The organism is Pseudomonas sp. MT3 (genome assembly GCF_054720805.1).
Window position 1 is genome coordinate 1 of the sequence record NZ_JBTVPY010000034.1, and the last position, 20,052, is coordinate 20,052.

The following is a 20,052-nucleotide window of genomic DNA, read 5'->3' on the forward strand; positions in this document are numbered from 1 at the left end:
CATGGCGGACATTTCCTCCGGGCCGGCTTAGACGAGCTTTGCCACGAAAAATGCTCTGGCGGTGATATACGCCGCCCAAAGTGCGTAAATACCTACGACGCTGAGCGCGATAGGTCGCATCCAGGGAAGACGCTTTGGCTGCGCTGACTTCCGGACTGCATGGAAGCCAAGTAGAGCTGTGCCCAGGTAGGGGATCGACAGAGCTAGCCAAGAGAGGATGCGGATGCCTGTCGTTGCGGGAATGGACAACTCGATTGCAATCGCCTTCAGCACCATAAGGGCGAGAACACTGAGAGCGTTCCCTGCAACGGCCGCTGGTATGAATACCAGCCAGAAGGCCCTACCCAACGACCGTTTCCCCATTGGCTGCTCGGGGTTTCTCTGTGTGCTTTCTGGAGTGCAGTAGGGATTGAGCATGACGTTACGCCTCCTTGCGTAAGCAGCGACTATAGCGTTTCCGAGTCATCGACAATGTCCGCTGTTGGCCGGTTGTTGCCTCTGATAAGCGGTGGCCACCAAAACAAAGGCGATCTCTGCGGGCGCCCGTCTGACACCGATCAGCCTGGTGTTATCAAGGGGGCTGCTGAGTTTGATATCGGGGACGAGGTGTTCCTCCATAGTTGTGGAGATATCCCGGTCCATAGCTTGAAGGCCCTTGAGAAAGCGTTGGGATCCTGGTACTGGAGCGACTGCGCAACCGTGGATACTGGCAGGTTGGTGTGAGCGAGCAATTGCATCGCCAAACTCCGCCTGGTCTCGGTAATGAGTTGTTGGACATGGGTCCCTTCGGCATCTAGACGTCGATGCAGGGTTCGGATGTGCAGCCCTACACGCTCAGCGATCTGCTCGGCCCGGGCCTCGCCGGCCAACAGTAGGGAATGCAGTTGATGCCTGATCAGCTCCGACGTCGTCAGGCCGGCGGTGGCTGCAACAATGGCGCCCCGCAGTTGCTGATGGCGACGTGGGTTGGCCGTTTTGAGCTTCTGGCGCAGTTGCTGATTGAGGATGACCAGACCAGAGACGTTCGCATTGAACTGCACCGGGCAGCGGAACATACGGGAATAGGCCGAAAAGTCCTCGGGCTTGCGGTAGGCCAGTTGCGCGCGGACGGGCGTCCAGCCGGGGCCGAGGAGCTCCCGCAGGGCGCGGACGCCGACCATCATCGCTGTATCGATGAGCGGCCTCGGAGTGACGAGATCGTGGCGGTGGATCACATAGCCGAGCAGGCTGAGTTGCCCAGTCAATGGAAAGAACAGCGGCGCGGCGCCGCGGTCATGCAGCTTTGAATGCGCGACCAGATCGTGCAGAGCCTCTTCCGCCGTGGCGGCACAGCGCATGAGCTGTCCCACCGGCCCCAGGTCGTCGAGGCTGGAGCGTCGGCCCACCAGTATCCCAAGATGGGGGCACTCCGTCTGCCGGATGGCCGTGCAGAACAGCTGGGTGGTCAGGTTGTAGTCGAGTCGCTGTTCTCGGTCGTTGACAAACCTGTCCAGGTCGATGTCGGCCGACTCGAAGACGCCAACAGGGTTTCCGCCCAGAGCGCTGATGACGTAAGGAAGGCTTTTCACCGGGCCTGTCCGCACCTCGCCGGAATTGCTGAATATCAGTGGGGAAGGGGCCAACGCACGCTCAGCCATGGGTGACCGTTACCTGCCGTAGTTTGTTTTTGTGATGAAGGTAAACCTTAGACCAGAAAATTCTCCAGAGCTGTCCGAAATTGCAAGGTGCCTTGTAGGAGGAAACCCTAGAGTGAGGTGGCAACTTGTCACCCGCAGGCCTATACCACCTGTACTCCGGGCAGGACTGCCCACGACTCCGTAGATTCGTACGTGTGGCGACCGAGGATGCCAACCTTGTCAGGGATTACGAGATGAACTCACGCGTTTACATGGCTGTGTCGGTCGCTCTGCTGGCAGTGCCTGAGCAGTTGCTGGCGGGTGGGCTGATGCTTTACGAGATCGGTACGGACAACGTTGGGTTGGCGAACGCGGGTGCCGCTGCCCGCGCCCAGGGCCCGTCCACCCTGGCCAGCAACGTGGCCGGCATGGCCTGGCTGTCCGGTACGCAGATCACGGCGGGTGCCCAGGTGCTGCATGGCAACCTGGACTTTGAAACGGACGACGGCACCAATATCGCGGGCGGAAACAGCGGCAACGCGATGGACTGGGCGCCGGGCGGGAGCCTGTTTGTCACTCGGGAGCTCGGCAATGGCTGGTCTGTGGGATTCGCCAGCTATGGCGATTTCGGTCTAAACCTCAACTACGACAACGACTGGAGCGGCCGCTACTTCCTGCAGAACGGTGAGCTGACCGGCATGACGCTGATGCCGGCACTGGCTTATCGCCTCGATGAGCAGTGGGCGTTCGGCATCGGCCTGCGCGCGTTCTACGCGACGCTCGACAGTCAGATGGCGGTGGACAACGCGCCTTTCGAAAGGCTCCAGCGCCCCGACGGCCAAATGAAATACCGGGACCATGACTGGGGGTACGGCGCCAATCTGGGCGTGATCTACGAACCCCGTTCGGGAACCCGACTGGGCCTGAGTTATACCAGCGAGATCGATGTCGAATTCGAAGATGGCCTGGATCTCCAGGGCGTTGGCCCGCTGACGACACAGTTGCTGCGCGATCGCGGGGTTCTCGACGCCAGCACCCGCATCGACATGAATGTGCCGCAGACTTTGACCTTCAGCCTCTACCACCAGCTCGATGAGCAGTGGGCGCTTCTGGCCAGCGTCAACTGGCAGGACTGGTCCCGGTTTGGCGAGGTGGGGGTCGACCTGGATAGCGACACTCCCCGCTCCGCGACGCTCGAAGCGGATTACAAGGACACCTGGCATCTCTCGGTGGGCACTCAGTACCGCTTCGATCCACGCTGGCTGTGGAGTGCCGGCGTCGCCTACGACAGCTCGTCGGTGGATGACGACAAGCGTTCGCTCACCGTGCCGATGGCGGAGAACCGGCGCCTGGGCACGGGCCTGACCTATGCCGTGGACAAGCAGACCGATGTAAACCTGAGCTATGAGCTGGTCTGGCTCGGGGACATGTCGGTCAGTCAGGAAAAGTCACTGCCGCTGAACGACCCCAAGCGCGTATCCGGAGAGTTCGATAACGCCTGGATCCAGGCATTGAGCGCAAGCGCTACCTGGAAGTTCTGATCTTCCGGCCGTGCAAGGGCCCGGTTGTCCGGCAGGGCCTGTACCCAACACCCGGCGGCCGCTGAGCCCGCCGCAACCTACTGACTGAAGCATTCATATTCAGGGATGTCCCGGACCCTGGCGTCCAACAAGGAGATTGTATGAAGAAGGCCAAGGCACTGTTCGCATGCGGCGCGGCTGCCGTTGTACTGCTCACGGCTGGCTGCACCAGCAAAACGGTCGATCAGGCGCAATATTCAGGGTTCCTGCCCAGTTACGACGGCCTGGAATCCGTCGATACCGCGAGCGGCCAGAAGGCCCTGCGCTGGGTGGACCCCGCATTCAATGTTGCCAACTACGACAAGCTGATCTTCCAGCCGCTGCGCTTCTATCCCACGCCACAAACGACGGACCGCATCGGGCAGCAGACCTACGACGATCTGCTGGAGTACGCCAATGCCCGCCTGGGCGAGGCCCTGTCGCAGCGGTTCCAGTTGGTCGGTTTCTCCAGCGGGCCTCGGACACTCGAATTCCGCGGTGCGATTACCGGTGTCAGCGCCAGTAACGAGGGACTCAAGCCCTACGAAGTCATCCCGGTGGCGCTGGTGGTGGCCGGTGCGATGGCGGCAACGGGCGAGCGTGACCAGAACACCGAGCTGTTCCTGGAAGGGGAGTTGATCGACACCAGTACCGGAAAGCCCGTGCTCCGGGTCGTACGCAAGGGCTTCGGGAAGACGCTGAGCAATGACAAGCAGGCCGTTGATTTTGCCGACCTCAAGCCGGTCATCGATGAGCTCACCACCGACGTCATGAAGTTCCGCTAGCTCGGCGAGGGCGCGCGTCGTGTGCGAAGCAGTGGCGCTGCCCAGTTTGCATCGAGAGTCGATATCCAATCCGCGCCGGAGTCCGGGCGCACAAGAAAAGTCATCTCATAGCCAAGGAGAATGCACATGAGAGTTGCCTCAACCACCCTGCTGGCAGCTGCCATCGGCCTGGGGTCACTGGGTCAGGCGTCGGCCGCCGAAACGGATGAGCTTCTGCAGATTGCCAAGGATGCCTACGTCTACGGTTATTCGCTGATGACCACCGAGGTCACGCGTGTGCAGCGGACCAACGTGGACAAAGTGAGCAACACCCATGCGCCCATGGGACAGTTCGCCAACATCCAGCGTTATCCGCCGGCCGATTTTCGCGGTGTGTCTGCGCCCAACGCCGACACGCTCTATTCGATGGCCTGGGTGGACCTGAGCGAGCCGCAGGTGTTCAGTCAGCCGGACATGGGCAAGCGCTACTACCTGATGCCGATGTACGACCTGTGGATGACCATCTTCCATTCACCGGGCGCGCGCACCACCGGTGGCGCCGCGGCCAATTACCTGCTGACCGGGCCGGGTTGGGAGGGCAAGGTGCCCGAGGGCATGACCCAGATAAAATCGGCCACACGCAAGATGCTGATCCTGGGGCGGACTTATGCCGATGGCACCGACAAGGACTACGCAGCGGTCAATGTCCTGCAGACGAAATTGAAGATCACCCCGCTGTCGGCCTGGGGCAAGCCTTATACGCCCAAGACACCGGCCGTCGACCCAAATCCGGGCTTCAGCATGACTGCCAAGCCGCAGGATGTGATTCTCGGTATGAGCACAGAGGTCTACTTCAACAAGCTCGCAGACCTGATGTGCGAGGACGCGCCGCCTGCGGCCGGAGATGCTCCGATCCTGGCGCGCATGGCCAAGCTGGGGATCGCTCCTTGCAAGCCGTTCAAGCTCAGTGCCTTGCCGTCGGAGCTACAGGCGAAACTCGCCGACCTGCCGAAGGTCGCCCTGCAGGAAATCGGCGAGGGGCAGCCGACCCTGGGCAGCAAGGTCAATGGCTGGACCTTCACCAAGGGTCTCGGCGTCTACGACACCCACTACATGAAACGCGCCGTGGTGGCCGCCTTCGGATGGCCGGCGAACGTGGAGCAGGATGCCGTCTACCCCTACACCACGATCGACAGCGCCGGCCAGAAGCTCAACGGCGCCAACCGTTATACCCTGACCTTCGCCAAGGGGAAGACGCCGCCGGCGAATGGTTTCTGGTCCATCACCATGTATGAAATCGATCAAGGCTGGTGGTTCGTGCCAAACCCGCTGGACAAGTTCACCGTCAGCCCGCGCAACGACCTGAAGTACAACGCCGATGGTTCCCTGACCCTGTACTTCCAACACGAGTCGCCCGGCAAGGACAAGGAAGCCAACTGGCTGCCGGCCCCGAAGGGGGACTTCCTGCCGATGCTGCGGATGTACTGGCCGAAAGTGCAGAACCCCTCGATTCTGGACGGTAGCTGGACCCCTCCGCAGATCGTGCGTGCCGAGTAAGTCCCTGGAGCCTTGGCCCTGGCAGCTTGCCTGTCGAGGTCAAGGCCGCGCGGGAGTGGTACGAGCTGAGAGTCGGGCCGACGCTGATGTGACCGCGAGGACAGCGTGCCGAGCGTTATCGCCCACCCCAAGACGCTGGCCTCCAGGTAATGGCGCGGCGGGACTTCCGAGGGCGTCCCGCTACACCCGCCGAAACCAGCGACCTTTCGCTGTTGCGTAGTGCCACCGGCCGTCGCCTGCCGATGGCCCATGAGAACCCCAGGCTTTCAAGGAGATTGTGATGAAGCACATCCAGTACGGATTCTTTGCCTGGCTCCTCGCCAGTGCGCTGAGTGGCTGCGCCTCCGTGGATACGGGCGGCGCCAATGGCGGTCCCGGGGAAGTGGAAATCCGCACCGGGGTGGTGGAGCAGCTCACCGAAACCCAGGTTCAGACCAACCATGACACCGGTGTGGGCGCGATCCTCGGTGGTATCGGCGGCGCGGCCCTGGGCAGCCTGGTCGGAGGGGGCACCGGGCGTGACGTGGCGATGATCGCCGGAGCGTTGGCCGGTGGTGTGGGTGGCAACTATGCCGAGCGGCGTCATTACGACAAGCCGCAAGAGGCCCAGCAGGTGATCGTGCGGATGAAGAGCGGCGTGCTGGTCTCGGTTACGCAGCCGGTGAACGCGGAGCTCCGCCAGGGCGAACGGGTGTACATCGAAGGACAGGGTGCGGGTGCGCGGGTGGTGCCGCAGAACGAGTGAGTCACCCTGCTGGTGACGGCCCAGCGCCGTAGCGCCTGGGCACGTCGGCAGCGCTCGCAGCTGTACCGGATGGTCGAGCTGATCGGCTACTGGTCGATGCTTGATGTACTGGTGGTCGCGCTGGTGGCGGCCCTGGTGCGGTTGCGCGAACTGGGCACCATCGAGCCGCGGGCCGGCATCCTGTTCTTCGGCCTGGTGGTGGTGCTCACCATGCTGTCCGCCATGAGTTTCGATCCACGACTGATCTGGGACAGCGGAGGTCCTGTCGATGCAACAGCCGTTTCCTGAGCTCGGTCCCCCTGGGGCGGGGCAGGTCGTCACCCGGCGCTGGAGCATTTCCCTGGTCTGGATCGTCCCCATGATCGCCCTGCTGGTCGGTGCGTCGCTGGTGGTGCGCAACTGGATGGGGCAGGGCCTGACCATCGAAATTTCCTTCCGGACCGGCGAAGGCCTGGTCGCCCACAAGACCCAGGTGAAATACCGCAGCGTCATGATTGGCGAGGTCGAGGCGGTGGAGTTGGCCAAGGACAGGAACAGCGTCACCGCGACTATAAGGCTCAACAAGGAAGCGGAAGCCTTCGCGACCCGCGATGCCAGGTTCTGGGTCGTGCGTCCGCGGATCGGTGCGGGCGGTGTCAGCGGGGTCGATACCTTGTTGTCCGGCAGCTTCATCGGCGCCGACTCCGGACAGTCGAGCGTACCGGCGAAGCGCTTCGTGGGACTGGAGGCGCCGCCGCCTCTCACTTACGGCGCCAAGGGGACGAGCTTCATCCTGCATGCCGACGATCTCGGCTCGCTGGACATCGGTTCACCGATCTATTACCGCAAGATCCCGGTCGGACAGGTCGTCTCCTATGCGCTGCGTGCCGATGGCGAGGGGGTGGATGTCGGCATTTTCATCGAGGCGCCCAACGATGGCTACGTCACCCGCAACACCCGGTTCTGGAATGCCAGCGGGCTGGACGTGAACGTCGATGCCAATGGCCTGAAGGTCAATACCGAGTCCCTGTCGGCCCTGCTGGTAGGCGGCCTGGCCTTCGGTGTGCTGCAGGGGGCGGAGAGCAGCGAGGGCGTGGCAGTGGCGACCCAGTGCCAGGAGTTCGACCTGTATGCCGATCGCGACAGTGCGCTCGCTCCGCCGTCGGGCAAGGCGCAGTACCTGCGTTTTCGCTTCGACCAGTCGATGCGCGGGTTGGCGGTTGGCGCACCAGTCGAGTTCATGGGGATGGCGTTCGGCAAGGTCACGTCCGTGCAGTTGGACTATGACGAGAAGAAGCAGAGTTTCCCGGTCATGGTCGATGCTGTGATCTACCCGCAACGATTGGGGCCGGCCTACCAGAAGACACTCAGGGCCCTCGACCACTCCCCGGAGGATGACGCCGGCACCAGCCGTCTGGTCGCCCGCTTCGTCGAGCACGGGCTGCGCGCCCAGGCTCGCAACGGCAACCTCCTGACCGGTCAGCTCTATATCTCCCTGGACTTCTATCCCGATGCCACGCCGGCCGTCGTCGATACCACTGCGCGCCCGATCCGTATTCCGACCATTGCGGGCAGTCTCGACAAGCTCCAGGAGCAGTTGCAGGAAATCGTGGAGCGCATTCGCAAGCTGCCGCTGGAGAGGATTGCCAACAATCTCGACGGCAACCTCCGGGAGCTGCAAGGCAGCCTGAAGCAGTTCAACCGTCAGACCCTGCCCGGGGTGAACAGCACGCTGGACGAGGTGCGCAAGACACTGGCCACGGCCAACTCGGCGCTGGCGGCAGACTCGCCGCAACGGCAGCAACTCAGCGATACGCTGGATGAGCTGGACCGCACGTCGCGTTCGTTGCGCGATCTGTCCGACTACCTTGGGCGACACCCCGAGTCGCTCATCCGTGGTCGCTCCAGGAGTGCGGATGTGGAAAACCTGCTGCCCTGAGATGGCGCTGGGTTAAGGAGAAGGTTCAGATGCCCAGGTTGCCCTTGCGGTTGTTGGCAGGCTTGTTCCCCCTGCTGTGGGGATGCAGCAGTGCGCCGATTCATTACCACACCCTGGTTCCCGTCAAACCAGTCGCCTCCCCCGGCAGCCAGGTACGGGTCGAACGTGTGTCGATGCCGCCCCGGGTTGACCGCTTGCAGCTCGTCATCCGGCAGGGAAGCAGTGGGCTGGCGATCCTCGACACCGAATGGCGGGGAGCCAACCTGACGGATGAATTCAGCAGCGCACTGGAGGACCAGCCGGGCTCGCCCGCGGGCGGTCACGCCATTTCGTCGTTGCAAATCGATGTCCAGCGCTTCGATTCGGTACCGGGGCAATACGCGTTACTGGACGCCCGCTGGCAACTGCAACTACCCGGTGCGGCCAAGCCGCTGTCCTGCCACGGCCGTCTGCAGCCCCCCTCGAACAACAGTGTGGAGGGGCTGGTGGCGTATCAGGCCAACCTGAGCCAACTGGTCGCGTTGGTGGCGAGTGCCAATGCAGAGGGGGTAAGTGCCCGCCCCTGAGCCGATCGGACACGCCTGTCGCAAGCCCCCGCCTGCAACCTGAAACCCCGCCCTGTCGATAAGCCTGCAGCGTCTTCCCCGGCTGCGGGTGGCTCGTGGCTTGCGCTGGCGGTCGGCGGGAGGGGCTGCTTTTCTTCGCTGGCGGATGGGTGGCTCTTCGAACGATACTTCGAGGTGCGATGTAACCCTTCCCCCTGCCTGAGGCGCAGCACAGTGGAAAGAATGGAGCCCGAACTGGTACTCAAGACGACTCCGCCGAGGAGCCAGAAAACGGCTTATCGACGCGAGCGCCTGAGCCTTGAAATGGAGGAGATGGCCTCCCGAGTGGCCATTTCCGTCCATGCGCCAGCCGGCTTCGGCAAGACCTGGCTGCTGGCCCAATGGCGCCGGGAACTGCTCTCGAGGGGCGCCGTGGTCGCCTGGCTGACCCTGGATGCGCGCGACGACGACGTACGCTTCGTCCAGGGACTGGCTGCGGCGATGCTGGTGGCCAGCGGACGGCAGGCTTTCGCCAGCTCCGCCAGCCAGGCCATGAGCCGGCGCGATGCGCTGGGCTGCCTGACCGAATGGCTGGCGGAAGTGGCTGACCTGGGATGCGAAGTCACCCTCATGCTCGATGAGGTCGATGCGCTGCCCGATGAGGTCATTCGCAATGCGCTGACCTACCTGCTGCACAACGCGCCCGCGAACCTGCGTGTCCTGATGGCCTCTCGCCGCCGCCCCAATCTTCAGGCGGCCGAGATGCAGGCGCGGGGAGCGTTTCTGGCGCTGAACCTGGAGGCCTTGCGCTTTCGCGTCGATGAAACCGTGGCGGTGCTCGGCAGCCGCTTCGGCGACGGCCTCGACATCGACCTCAAGGTCATCCTGCATGAACTCACCGAAGGGTGGCCCCTGGGCGTGCAACTCGCCATCGCGGCCATCGAAAGAAGTACCAGTCCGTCCCACGCCGTTCAGGAGCTGAAGGCCTGCACAGGTGATATCCAGCGGTATTTCGTCGATAGCCTGGTGGCGCGCCTGGCGCCGGAACAGGTGGATTTCCTCATCAACATCGCCGTCCCGGAAACCCTGCACCCCGACTTGTGCATCGTCCTGACCGACAACCCGCGTGCGGGAGAGCTGCTGGCTGAGCTATGCGCCAGCACGCCGATCTTCGTCGAAGGGCAGGGCAGTGACTGGGTGCGTGTCCATCCGCTGGCCCGTGAATTTCTCCAGCAGCGCGTGGCGATGCTGTCGCCGGAGCGTCGACAGGAACTTCATCATCGGGCCGCCTCGTGGCTGGAGGCCAACGGCCTGTTCGAGGAAGCCGCGCGCCATTACCTCTGTGCCGAGCGGTCCGCGCAGGCCTACGACATGATCGAGCCATGTCTGTACGAAATCATGTTGCGCGGTCAGTTCAACCGCGTCATCGAGTGGGTCGCGGAGCTTCCCCCGGAGGAAGTGGAGATGCGTCCGCGCCTGTGCCTGGCGGCAGCCTGGGCGCTGGCCATGAGCGATCGCTCGGCGCAGGCCGGGCACCTGGTTGCCAGGCTCCAGAGCGATCCGTCGATCGGTGAGGCCGACAGTTGCGAGGCCGCGGCCATCGCCTCCGCAGCGGCCTACTTCGCCGACCGTCCGGACGAGTCGCAAGCCATCATCGGTCCCTGGGCTGAGCGCCCGCCGGCGGGCTCGGTCAAGGTCCAGGCCATCGTGGCGAACCAGCAGGCACGCCTGGCGTTGTTCCGTGGCCAGCCGGAAGTGGCACGGCGCATCTGCCAGCGCGCGCCGCAATACGACTGGACGGTGGGGCTGGATGCCATTCGCGGCTTTGCCGAGTGGCTGGTGGCCACGACCTACGTTTGGGAAGGGCGCCTGGTGCCGGCCGAGAACGCCTTGCGTGGCACCTTGCTGCACGCCGAGCGGGACATCGGTCGGCGCAGCTCGGTGGCCATCCTGCTGGCCTGCAGCCTGGCGACGGTGTTGCTGGAGCGGGACGAGCCCGACGAGGCGGCCACTGTGCTGGCCAATCGGATGGACAGGGTCGAATGCCTGGCCACTCCCGATGCCATCGTTGCCGGTTTCGTTACGGCGGCCCGGCTGGCAACCCTGCAAGGTCAGCCCCATCGCTGCCAGGATCTGCTCGAAGCCCTGCATGCGCTCGGCGAGGAGCGGGAGATACCACGCTTCTGCATGGTCTCGCTCGGCGAGCAGATCCGCTTGCACGCGGTACAGGGGCGCGCCGATACCTGCCAGTTGCTCTGGCGGCGGCTGGAGGACGCGATTCCACCCTGTTTCCATGATCCGGACAGCCTCCTCGGACCGGAGCTGCGCCTGTACGCCGGCATCGCGCGGGCCTATACGCTGCTGGCGCAGGGGAACTGGGAGGGGGTGTTGAGCGTAACGGCCGATATCCATGAGTTGGCCGGCCGGATGCGCTGCGGGCGCGAGCGGGTCCAGGCGCTGCTGCTCAAGGCACTGGCGCTGCGCGAGATGGGACTCGATGGCGAAGCGAGCCTGCTGGAGGCCAGGAGCCTGGCGCAAGAGTTCGGTATGCGCCGCGTACTGCTGGACACCCATCCGCTGTTGGCCCGCTGGCTGCGAATGCTGGAGAGCGGCGAGCCGTCCCGGGCAGCGCCGCAGGCGCTGCCGGCGGAGGCCGTCCCGCGTCCGGTGGCGGTAGCGAAAGTCGCGCCGAGCGGGCTGTTGACACCCAAGGAACAGGAGGTGCTGGAGCTGCTGGCCCGCAACCTCTCCAACAAGCAGATCGCTCTGGCGCTGCACGTTGGGGAAGAGACCGTGAAGTGGCACCTGAAGAATCTGTTCGGCAAGTTTCAGGCGGGAACGCGCCGACATGTCGTGGATCGCGCCTACATGCTGGGAATCCTGGAGGCGGGCCGCTAGTTTTCCCTCGCACATTTGCCGGATGCGGCAGTGCCTACCGATGCTCCTCCGTCCTGTTCCTTCGCGACCAACATCAATCCGTCCCCCCAGGCTTTGGGGGGGTATTCAGGCCCTCAAGCCAATACCGTTTCTTCATTGATTGCATGCCCGGCGATGTGGGCGCCGCTCAAGGCGACGCGTATCGACTGCGGCCTGATCCGACGGGGCGTCGTGTACGGCGTGGACACCCGTGCCGGCGCAGTAGCGCGTGTCGGGTACCCACGGTGTTCTATATTCGTGATGGCGGGTGGGGGCGGCCAATGCGGCGATGTATCTGGCGCGCCACATCTTCTTGGCCAGTGATGCCGGATCGGCTTTGCAACTCGTGCCAAACAACCTAGAGAATAAAAAAAAGGAGCAAGTCCCGATGAAGCCCAAACATAGGATGTGCTTGGCCGCGCTGGTGCTGCTGAGTGGTGGGTCAACTGATGCGGCGCCGGACAAGACACCGGGTTACAACTATCGGATTCCCGATGAGGTCATGACACCCGACAGCGTCGAGACCCGGCTCGGCACCTTGCGGTTCTTCGACGGAATGCCCGATGCGTCGACGGTCGAGAAACTGTACGACAACCTTGACCTGCTGCGTGGCGTGGAAACCTTCCTCAACGGCATCCCGGCCACCTCTGTCGAAGCGCTGCGCCTTGGCCACCTCAGTATGGGAGTGGACGCTTCGAACAAAGCACTCATCATGGACAAGTTACTGGATTCGGCGCCGTTGATGCTGACGGGCAACACCGACACGGTGTATTGCTCGGTATTTCTCGACCTCAAGAAGGACGGGCCAACAGTGGTCGAGATTCCTTCGGGATCGGGGCCCGGTACTGTCAACGATGCTTACTTCCGCTTCGTTACCGACATGGGGGCGCCTGGCCCCGACCGTGGCAAGGGAGGGAAATACCTGATTCTGCCACCCGATTACGAGGGCGATCTGGATCCGCCGGTTGGGGGTATGGAGGCTGTTGTCGAAGGTGAGAAGTACTTCGTCTCCAAGTCCACGAGTTATGTTAACTGGCTGATCCTGCGGGGCTTTTTGGTGGACGGCAAACCCGATGCTGCAACCGGGATGTTCGAGAGCGGTGTAAAGGTCTACCCGCTGTCCAGCAAGAAAAGCCCGCCGAAGATGGAGTTCGTCAGTGCTTCACGGCACTTCATCAACACCATCCACGCCAACAATTTCAAGTTCTACGAAGAGCTTCATACGGTGATTGATCGCGAACCGGTGTCGATGCTCGATCCTGAGCTCCGTGGTCTGTTCGCTGCCATTGGCATCGAGAAGGGCAAGCCTTTCACGCCGGATGAGCGGATGAAGAAGATCCTCACCGAGGCGGTCGCCATCGGCAACGCGACTGCCCGAGCGATCAGCTTCCGGCCACGTTTCAAGGATGCCCCGCTCTATCCGGGGAGCGCATGGACCCATGCGTTCATCGGGGGTGACTACCGGTGGCTGGCAGACAAGGGTCTGGGCGGTCGTAACCTGGATGCGCGGACGCTGTTCTTCTACCAGGCCACGGTGAACACACCGGCCATGGTTTTGAAGATGCTCGGGAAGGGCTCGCAGTATGCCTATGCGGTGGCTGACAGCAAGGGGGGCTACCTCGATGGCAGCAAGACCTACCGGCTGCGCATCCCTGCCAATGCCCCAGCCAAGGACTTCTGGTCCATCGTTGTCTACGATCCGCAAACCCGTTCCGAGCTGCAAACAGGACAAACGTTCCCCAGCAAGAACAACAAGCGCGACAACCTGTCAGTCAACGAAGACGGCTCCGTCGACCTGTATTTCGGCCCGCAGGCGCCGGAGGGCAAGGAAGCGAACTGGATCCAGACCGTATCCGGAAAGGCTTGGTACACACTGTTCCGACTCTACGGTCCGCTCCAGCCTTGGTTTGATCAAACCTGGCGCCTTGGCGAAATCGAAGAGGTGACAAAGCCAGGCTGATAGCCGTCTTCCTGAATACGCAGGGCGGGTGACGGCGGTCGAGTCTTTACCTGTACCCGCGGTGTCGGTAGTGAGCCTGAGCTGCATCGGGTCAATTCCGAATTACGCGGCCGTCTGGGCGCCAGGGGCGCACTGCGGGGGCCTTACTGCCGTCGACCCGCGAGTCGGGCACGGAACTGTGCCGGCGTTACCGCATGAGTCGAACGGAAGCAGGCGGTCAGATGACTTTGGCTGCTGAAACCGCACTCCTGGGCAATGTGTGCGATGGGCATTTCCGATAGGGTCAACAGCCGTCGGGCCTGTTCGAGCCGCGTCGTTAGCACATAGCGGTGAACGGGCATGCCCACTGCCTCTTGAAACAAGCGTCGGAAATGCGCTTGGCTGACACCTGCACAGCTGGCCAGGACATCGACCGACAAGGCGTTCGCCAGGTTCTGGTGGATATGATTCAGCACGGCCTGCAGACGCGAAAAGTGTGCGTAGCGTGGGCTGATGTTGACGCTGGCGGGGGTGGTCAGCAGCCGGTAGCTTTGCTCCAGCATCACGCTGGCCAGTCGCCCCATGAAGACTTGGTCCGCACCAGAGCCTTTATAGAGTTCGCTCACCAGTTGTTGCGCCGCTGCGCCTGTCAGTTGATCGCTGAACGATAGCGGTTGCCCGCGCGATTCGGCCAGAAGCTCCAGGTTGGCCATGGTGCCGCTGCTGCCGTCCAGGAAATAGAAAACCACGAAGTCCACCGGGCCGGAGTAGTGCCAATGGGTAGGTACGCCTCGTGGTACCAGGATGGACTGGGTTGGCAGATTCTGGGTGCGCCAGTGACCCTGTTGGCCCTCATGGACTGGGCCGCCACCGAACTGGTTGATCAGCGCCGTGCATTCGATCCCGGAAACGGTGCGCTCGATGGTCTGGTACATGTAGCGCTCCGCGAACAGGGGCGCTTCACCGTGAATGTACCCCTCGAGGATGGGCGATTGCCCTAGCTCCTCGCGTACGGCCAGCCAGTAAGGTCGTTGCAAATCCCTGTCCTCCTCGATGAGCGGATTTTGATAAAGATAAGCGCATTTACTGAAAGGCACCAGCGCGACGCGGGGCCAATATGGCTGCCGTGAAAACAATGAGCGCGAGGCGCCGAACAGCATGCAGCTAAAAACTCAATTGACCCTGCCCCACGTTGGCCTCACCGGCTTCGAGACCCTGCTCAGCGAAGAGGAGGCTGCTATCCAGGCATCGGTGCACCGATTTGCCCGTGACGTGCTACGACCCGTGGGCGCCGAACTGGACAGGATGGGCACTGACGAGGTGGTTGCTCCCGGCTCTCCCTATTACAGCGTTTTCTCCGAGTACGCCAAGCTGGGGCTGAGCCCGGAACTGCTCACGGAAATGCCGCCGGAAATGGCCGTTCGCGTGGAGTCCCTGATCGGCGAAGAGCTGGGTTGGGGCGATGCCGGTCTGGGCGTTTCTCTCGGCGCGGCCGGCTTTCCGTTGCAGATGGCGGTGGCAACTGGCAACCAGGAGTTGGTGGGGCTGTGCAGCGGCAAGATCGGCTGCTGGGTGATCACTCAGCCGGACAAAGGCAGCGACGTGCAGGTGTTCGACATGGCGCGCGAGTGGGCCCCCGGTCAGCCTGGCAACAAGGGCAATCTGTGGGGGCAGCTGCACGGCGACGATATCCTGATCAACGGCCAGTGCTCCGCGTGGGTGTCCAACGGTGCCGTGGCCCAGGTCGCCCTCTGCTACATCGGCGCCGACTACGGTGACGGCTTCTTCGCCCGGGATGGGCGTCCCCATGGCATGGCCGTGATCGTTCCCCTGGATCTGCCGGGTGTGGCCCGTGGCAGACCGTTGGACAAGATTGGCCAGCGCGCTCTGCCGCAGGGCGAGATCTACTTCGACAACGTGCGGGTGCCCAAGCGCTACGCGGTGGCCTTGCAGGACGAGTACTACGGCAATATGGCCTCCGCCTGGTCCTATGCCGGGACCCATATGTCCCAGGTGTTCACCGGGCTGGCGCGCGCCGCCTTCGAGATGGCGTTGCAGTACTGTCATGAGCGCAAGCAGGGCGGCCGCCTGCTGATCGATCATCAACTGACTCGCTACCGCCTCGGCGACATGCTGCGGCGGGTGGAGCTGGCGCGCGCCACGGCGCGCCGCTCGCTGGCTTACGCACGCCTTTCTCCCAGCAGCCATCCCTACGCCACCGCATCGGCCAAGGTCACGGTCACCGAGGAGGCCATGCGCGTGGCCGACGAGGCCCTGCAACTGTTCGGCGGTGCCGGCACTTCGCGTGAGTACCCCATCGAAAAACTGTTCCGCGACGCCCGCGCCGCACTGATCGAAGACGGCGAAAACCGGGTGCTCACCATGCGGCTGGGGTTGCTGGCCCAGCAACTCTACGCCGAAGGCTGGGCGCAGAACTGATTTCGGACCCGAATAAACACAAGAGGCGAAAGCAATGGCCAAGTATCCCGTAGTTGTTTATGGCGCCAGTGGCTACACCGGCATGCTGATCATGGATTGGTTGATCGACCAGAATATTCCTTTCACTGCCGTGGCTCGCAATGCCGCTCGGGTGAAGGAAATGATGGCCCAGAGGGTCGTGCGCCTGGAGTCGGCCACCTTCGAGATCATTGAGTGCGAACACAGTGTGGAGGCACTCACCAAAGCCTTTACCGGCGCCAAGGTGGTATGCAACACCGTGGGGCCGTTCGTGAACTTCGGCCTGGTCAGCGTGGAAGCCGCGCTCAGGGCGGGCTGTCACCACATCGATACCTCGGGCGAGCAGGGCTATATCCGCGCCGTGCGCGACGAGTTCGGCGAGCTATACCGCCAGGCGGGCCTGCTGGTATCGCCCTCCATCGCCTACATGTACACCTTCTCGGAGATCGCTGCCGAGCTGGCGCTGGAAACCCCGGGTATCGATACCCTGGAGACCGCGGCCCTGGCTCGTGGTCCGCGTGCGGCGGCCGGTGTGACCGTGGGCTCCACCGCGTCGATCTTCGAGCTGTATCGCCAGGAGCAGTGCTTCCTCTGGGAAAACCAGCTGGTGCCTCATGCCAGGGACGCGTCGTTCAACATCGTCTCGCCGGACCTCATGCAGCCGGTGTTTGCGCTGCCCTGGGGCGGCACCTCCCTGCCGATCTATTTCCAGCAGGATCCGCGGGTACGCGCCTGCACCTCCTGCGTTGGTTTTTACGACAACGATGTGATGCGTACCGTGCACGCGCTGGGCTCGAAATGGGATGCCGAATACAAGCACCTGCCCAGGGAGCAGCAGGACGCGGTGATCAAGCAGATCGTCGACTCCACCACCCCGGCGATGCCGCCGCGTGAGCGCACGACCTTGCAGCGCACCGTGGACTTCGCCATCGGCCGGGGCCAGATGGCCGCAGTACGCGCCACGTTGCACGGCGTCACGCCTTACATCGCGACCGGTGCACTGCAGGCTGCGGCGGCGATCAGGCTGCTGGATAACGACACCCGCAAGGTGGGCTTCGCCTCCGGCTCCAAGGCCTTCGGCCACCGCTACCTGCTGGGTTTCCTGGAAGAGCGCGGCCTGGCCCGCGCCACCATCACCCAGTTGTAACCATCCGTCAGGGACTTGGCTCTCGCCAGCGGGAGCCATGCCTGTTCCGAGGAGCCCCATGGCCATCATCGATTTCTTTGACCGCGGCTGGCGTGTCAACCCGCAGGGCTGCGCCTATGTGCAGGACGACCGCCGTTACAGCTTCAACGAGGTGGGGGAACTGTCCTGCCGCATTGCCAACGCCCTGCTGGCGGAGGGCTTTCCCAAGGAGGCCAAGGGCGCCGTATGGGCGGGCAATGATGTCACCGCCTGGACCTGCACTCTGGGGCTGTGGCGTGCCAACCTGTGCTGGATTCCGGTGGGCGCGCGCAACTCGGCGGCGGAAAACCAGTATGTGCTGGACGCCTTCGATTGCGAGGTGCTGTTTTTCCAGCAGGCTTTCGCCAGCACCATCGCCAGGCTGCAGGCGAGCTTGCCGAAAGTGGTGCGCTGGATCTGTATCGACGGCGAGGCGCCGGAAGTGGCCGGCAGCATTTCACTGAACCTTTGGGTGGAGCGCCATCCCGCCAGCAAGCCAGCAGTGCCGGTGGATCCGGACGACGTGATCATGCTCTCCGCCACCGGCGGCACCACCGGCGTCCCCAAGGGAGTGATGAACACTCACCGCAGCGCGCAGACCTTCTGCGCGCATTTCATGATGAGCTGCGGTTACGTCGGCAACGAGCGTCCGGTCAACCTGGCGGCGGCCCCCATGACCCATACCGCCGGCCTGCTGTCGTTGCCCTGCACTGCGCTGGGGGGCACCGTGGTGGTGGTGACCAAACCGGATCCTGCGTTGCTGCTCGGTGCCATTCCCTGCCACCGGGTTACCGAGCTGTTCCTGCCTCCCACTGTGATCTATCGCCTGCTGGACATCCCGGGTTTGAAGGAAAGCGTGGATTTCTCATCCCTCAAGTACTTCATGTATGGCGCTGCGCCCATGTCGGTGGAAAAGCTCAAGCTGGCCATCGAGACGTTCGGCCCGGTGATGATGGGCGGCTATGGCCAGACCGAAGCGCCTGCATCCATCGCCTTCCTGCGTCCGGACGAGCACTTTGACAGCGAAGGCCGGATCGCTTCCGACGAGCGCCTGTCGTCGGTGGGCCGACCGAGCCCGCTGATCCGCTGCGAAATCATGGACGACAACCACGAAATCCTGGCCCAGGGCGAGACGGGCGAAATTTGCGTGCGTGGCGACCTGGTGATGAAGGGCTACTACTTCGCCCCGGAGAAGACCGCCGAGACTGTCGTCAACGGTTGGCTGCACACCGGCGACATCGGTCATATCGACGCAGAAGGCTACCTGCATATCACCGACCGCAAGAAGGACATGATCATCTCGGGCGGATTCAACGTCTATCCGAGCGAGGTGGAGCAGGTGCTGTGGAGCCACCCGGCGGTACAGGACTGCGCAGTGATCGGTGTGCCCGACGAGCAGTGGGGCGAGGCGGTGAAGGCCGTGGTGGAGCTCAATGCCGGCCAGGAGATCAGCGCGCAAGCGCTTATCGCCCTGTGCAAGGAAAAACTCGGCTCGGTGAAGACGCCCAAGAGCGTGGACTTCGTCGATGCCCTGCCGCGTAGTCCGGTGGGCAAGGTGCTGAAGAAAGACCTGCGCGCCCGCTACTGGACCGCCAACCAACGCAAGATCTAGGAAAACGCCATGAGCACAATCTATATCGCCGGGATCGCCATGACGGTGTTCGGCCGGCACCTGGAGCGCAGCCTCGAAGATCTGGCCGGCGAGGCTCTACGGGGCGCGCTGAAGGATGCCGGCTGCAGCGCCAGGGACATGGAGATGGCCTATTACTCGGGCATGACCAACGGTCTGTTGCAGGGGCAGATCTCCATTCCCGGCCAGGTGATCTTCAGCAAGATCGGCCTCCACAGTATCCCCATCTTCAATGTGGAAAATGCCTGTGCCTCCGCAAGCTCCGCGGTCAACCTGGCCGTACAGAGCCTGAAGGCCGGTGCCGCGGACGTGGTCCTGGCGCTGGGGGCGGAGAAGATGAATATCCCTGACAAGGCGAAAGCCTTCGCCATCTTCGAGGGTGGCTGGGATGTGTCGCGGGTGGAGGAAAACTACCGGACCCTGGTGCAGATGGGGGAGGGCGTGGCGATCCCGGAGGGTTCGGAGTCGGACAGGCCCTACAGCAAGTTCATGGCCATCTATGCCGCCATGTGCCGCTTCCACATGAAGACCTTCGGCACGACCCAGCGGCAGATAGCTGCCGTGTCCGCCAAGAACCACGGCCACTCGGTGCACAATCCCCACTCCCAGTTCCGTAAGCCGTTGAGCATCGAGGAAGTCCTCTCAGCTCCCTCCATTACCTATCCCATCACGTTGCCCATGTGTGCGCCGCTATCCGACGGCGCAGCCGCGGTGATCCTGTGCTCGGAAGAGGGGCTCAAGCGCATCGGTGCCGATCGCAGCCGTTGCGTCAAGGTGGCCGCCAGCGTGATCCAGAGCTTCAGCCATCGGCCGTTGGAAAGGCCAGAGCTGCATGTGGGGCGGCGGGCCGCCGATCTCGCCTACGAGATGGCCGGCCTGGGGCCGGAGGACATGCACGTGGCCGAGGTCCACGACGCCTCCGCCATGGGCGAGATCATCCAGGCGGAAAACCTGGGCCTGGCGCCCCTGGGCGAGGGAGGGCCGGCGGCGGAACGCGGCGACTTCACCCTGGGTGGGCGCATTCCCATCAATACCTCCGGTGGCCTGGAGTCCAAGGGGCATCCGCTGGGCGCCACCGGCATCGGCCAGTTGTACGAACTGGTGACGCAATTGCGCGGGGAGGCGGGCGGGCGCCAGGTAGAGGGTGCGCGCCATGCGATCCAGGAAAACGGCGGCGGCCTGCAGGGTATCGAGGAAGCAGCGCTGGCCATTCACATTCTGAGCAGGTAGAGGAAGGGGAG

The 20,052-nt window shown here is 63.3% G+C and carries 15 protein-coding genes and 1 pseudogene; 13 read left to right on the forward strand and 3 right to left on the reverse strand.

Going from position 1 to position 20,052, the window contains the following annotated elements; all coding sequences use genetic code 11:
- Nucleotides 1–27 precede the first annotated feature (27 nt).
- Both ACYCAX_RS25045 and ACYCAX_RS25050 read right to left on the reverse strand, forming a co-directional pair.
- Nucleotides 28–417, reverse strand: coding sequence for a hypothetical protein (locus tag ACYCAX_RS25045; protein ID WP_460249101.1), 390 nt, complete (start codon nucleotides 415–417; stop codon nucleotides 28–30).
- Nucleotides 418–557: 140 nt separating this feature from the next.
- Nucleotides 558–1,637 carry an AraC family transcriptional regulator gene (locus tag ACYCAX_RS25050; protein WP_015477685.1) on the reverse strand — a complete coding sequence of 360 codons (1,080 nt, stop codon included), beginning with the start codon at nucleotides 1,635–1,637 and terminating at the stop codon, nucleotides 558–560.
- A 233-nt stretch (nucleotides 1,638–1,870) separates the two neighbouring features.
- Here ACYCAX_RS25050 and ACYCAX_RS25055 point away from each other — a divergent pair, with 233 nt between their 5' ends.
- The 9 genes and pseudogenes from ACYCAX_RS25055 to ACYCAX_RS25095 all read left to right on the forward strand — a co-directional run bounded on the left by ACYCAX_RS25055 (nucleotide 1,871) and on the right by ACYCAX_RS25095 (nucleotide 13,580).
- Nucleotides 1,871–3,157, forward strand: coding sequence for an OmpP1/FadL family transporter (locus tag ACYCAX_RS25055; RefSeq protein WP_460249102.1), 1,287 nt, complete (start codon nucleotides 1,871–1,873; stop codon nucleotides 3,155–3,157).
- A gap of 140 nt (nucleotides 3,158–3,297) precedes the next feature.
- The gene (locus tag ACYCAX_RS25060) at nucleotides 3,298–3,960 is read left to right on the forward strand and encodes a DUF3313 domain-containing protein (protein WP_015477683.1); all 663 of its coding nucleotides are present in this window, start codon (nucleotides 3,298–3,300) and stop codon (nucleotides 3,958–3,960) included.
- Between the two features lie 126 nt (nucleotides 3,961–4,086).
- Entirely contained in the window at nucleotides 4,087–5,496 is a 1,410-nt protein-coding gene (locus tag ACYCAX_RS25065) for a DUF1254 domain-containing protein (protein WP_015477682.1), read from the forward strand.
- A 280-nt stretch (nucleotides 5,497–5,776) separates the two neighbouring features.
- Entirely contained in the window at nucleotides 5,777–6,241 is a 465-nt protein-coding gene (locus tag ACYCAX_RS25070) for a glycine zipper 2TM domain-containing protein (RefSeq protein WP_294971865.1), read from the forward strand.
- Between the two features lie 6 nt (nucleotides 6,242–6,247).
- Nucleotides 6,248–6,529, forward strand: a pseudogene (locus ACYCAX_RS25075) (paraquat-inducible protein A); the annotation flags it as partial.
- Nucleotides 6,510–8,159, forward strand: a complete 1,650-nt coding sequence (locus tag ACYCAX_RS25080) for a PqiB family protein (RefSeq protein WP_460249103.1) — start codon at nucleotides 6,510–6,512, stop codon at nucleotides 8,157–8,159. The pseudogene ACYCAX_RS25075 and the gene ACYCAX_RS25080, both read left to right, overlap by 20 nt.
- A 29-nt stretch (nucleotides 8,160–8,188) precedes the next feature.
- Complete coding sequence (locus ACYCAX_RS25085; RefSeq protein ID WP_294971857.1) at nucleotides 8,189–8,725, forward strand: PqiC family protein; 537 nt, start codon at nucleotides 8,189–8,191, stop codon at nucleotides 8,723–8,725.
- Nucleotides 8,726–9,049: 324 nt separating this feature from the next.
- Entirely contained in the window at nucleotides 9,050–11,602 is a 2,553-nt protein-coding gene (locus ACYCAX_RS25090) for a LuxR C-terminal-related transcriptional regulator (RefSeq protein ID WP_460249104.1), read from the forward strand.
- Between the two features lie 406 nt (nucleotides 11,603–12,008).
- Nucleotides 12,009–13,580: a DUF1254 domain-containing protein gene (locus ACYCAX_RS25095; protein ID WP_294971851.1), complete on the forward strand. Its 1,572-nt coding sequence runs from the start codon at nucleotides 12,009–12,011 to the stop codon at nucleotides 13,578–13,580.
- Between the two features lie 143 nt (nucleotides 13,581–13,723).
- Here the strand turns inward: ACYCAX_RS25095 and ACYCAX_RS25100 are convergent, their stop codons facing one another.
- Nucleotides 13,724–14,719, reverse strand: coding sequence for a helix-turn-helix domain-containing protein (locus ACYCAX_RS25100; protein WP_294971847.1), 996 nt, complete (start codon nucleotides 14,717–14,719; stop codon nucleotides 13,724–13,726).
- Here ACYCAX_RS25100 and ACYCAX_RS25105 point away from each other — a divergent pair.
- Genes ACYCAX_RS25105 through ACYCAX_RS25120 form a run of 4 tightly spaced genes read left to right on the forward strand, consistent with a single transcriptional unit; the run spans nucleotide 14,718 to nucleotide 20,041 of the window.
- Complete coding sequence (locus tag ACYCAX_RS25105; RefSeq protein WP_294971843.1) at nucleotides 14,718–15,998, forward strand: acyl-CoA dehydrogenase family protein; 1,281 nt, start codon at nucleotides 14,718–14,720, stop codon at nucleotides 15,996–15,998. The genes ACYCAX_RS25100 and ACYCAX_RS25105 overlap by 2 nt on opposite strands.
- A 34-nt stretch (nucleotides 15,999–16,032) precedes the next feature.
- Complete coding sequence (locus ACYCAX_RS25110) at nucleotides 16,033–17,163, forward strand: saccharopine dehydrogenase family protein (protein ID WP_294971841.1); 1,131 nt, start codon at nucleotides 16,033–16,035, stop codon at nucleotides 17,161–17,163.
- Nucleotides 17,164–17,221: 58 nt separating this feature from the next.
- On the forward strand, nucleotides 17,222–18,793 hold the full coding sequence (locus ACYCAX_RS25115; protein ID WP_460249105.1) for an AMP-binding protein: 1,572 nt from the start codon (nucleotides 17,222–17,224) through the stop codon (nucleotides 18,791–18,793).
- Between the two features lie 9 nt (nucleotides 18,794–18,802).
- Nucleotides 18,803–20,041: a thiolase family protein gene (locus ACYCAX_RS25120; RefSeq protein ID WP_294971835.1), complete on the forward strand. Its 1,239-nt coding sequence runs from the start codon at nucleotides 18,803–18,805 to the stop codon at nucleotides 20,039–20,041.
- Nucleotides 20,042–20,052: the final 11 nt, after the last annotated feature.

What these genes read in the sequence shown, in the direction of transcription:
- ACYCAX_RS25110 (WP_294971841.1), top strand. Translation starts at nt 16,033, where the DNA reads ATGGCCAAGTATCCCGTAGTTGTTTATGGCGCCAGTGGCTACACCGGC.
- ACYCAX_RS25115 (WP_460249105.1), top strand. Translation starts at nt 17,222, where the DNA reads ATGGCCATCATCGATTTCTTTGACCGCGGCTGGCGTGTCAACCCGCAG.
- ACYCAX_RS25060 (WP_015477683.1), top strand. Translation starts at nt 3,298, where the DNA reads ATGAAGAAGGCCAAGGCACTGTTCGCATGCGGCGCGGCTGCCGTTGTA.
- ACYCAX_RS25100 (WP_294971847.1), bottom strand. Translation starts at nt 14,719, where the DNA reads ATGCTGTTCGGCGCCTCGCGCTCATTGTTTTCACGGCAGCCATATTGG.
- ACYCAX_RS25050 (WP_015477685.1), bottom strand. Translation starts at nt 1,637, where the DNA reads ATGGCTGAGCGTGCGTTGGCCCCTTCCCCACTGATATTCAGCAATTCC.
- ACYCAX_RS25095 (WP_294971851.1), top strand. Translation starts at nt 12,009, where the DNA reads ATGAAGCCCAAACATAGGATGTGCTTGGCCGCGCTGGTGCTGCTGAGT.
- ACYCAX_RS25080 (WP_460249103.1), top strand. Translation starts at nt 6,510, where the DNA reads ATGCAACAGCCGTTTCCTGAGCTCGGTCCCCCTGGGGCGGGGCAGGTC.
- ACYCAX_RS25120 (WP_294971835.1), top strand. Translation starts at nt 18,803, where the DNA reads ATGAGCACAATCTATATCGCCGGGATCGCCATGACGGTGTTCGGCCGG.
- ACYCAX_RS25065 (WP_015477682.1), top strand. Translation starts at nt 4,087, where the DNA reads ATGAGAGTTGCCTCAACCACCCTGCTGGCAGCTGCCATCGGCCTGGGG.
- ACYCAX_RS25105 (WP_294971843.1), top strand. Translation starts at nt 14,718, where the DNA reads ATGCAGCTAAAAACTCAATTGACCCTGCCCCACGTTGGCCTCACCGGC.
- ACYCAX_RS25045 (WP_460249101.1), bottom strand. Translation starts at nt 417, where the DNA reads ATGCTCAATCCCTACTGCACTCCAGAAAGCACACAGAGAAACCCCGAG.
- ACYCAX_RS25055 (WP_460249102.1), top strand. Translation starts at nt 1,871, where the DNA reads ATGAACTCACGCGTTTACATGGCTGTGTCGGTCGCTCTGCTGGCAGTG.
- ACYCAX_RS25085 (WP_294971857.1), top strand. Translation starts at nt 8,189, where the DNA reads ATGCCCAGGTTGCCCTTGCGGTTGTTGGCAGGCTTGTTCCCCCTGCTG.
- ACYCAX_RS25070 (WP_294971865.1), top strand. Translation starts at nt 5,777, where the DNA reads ATGAAGCACATCCAGTACGGATTCTTTGCCTGGCTCCTCGCCAGTGCG.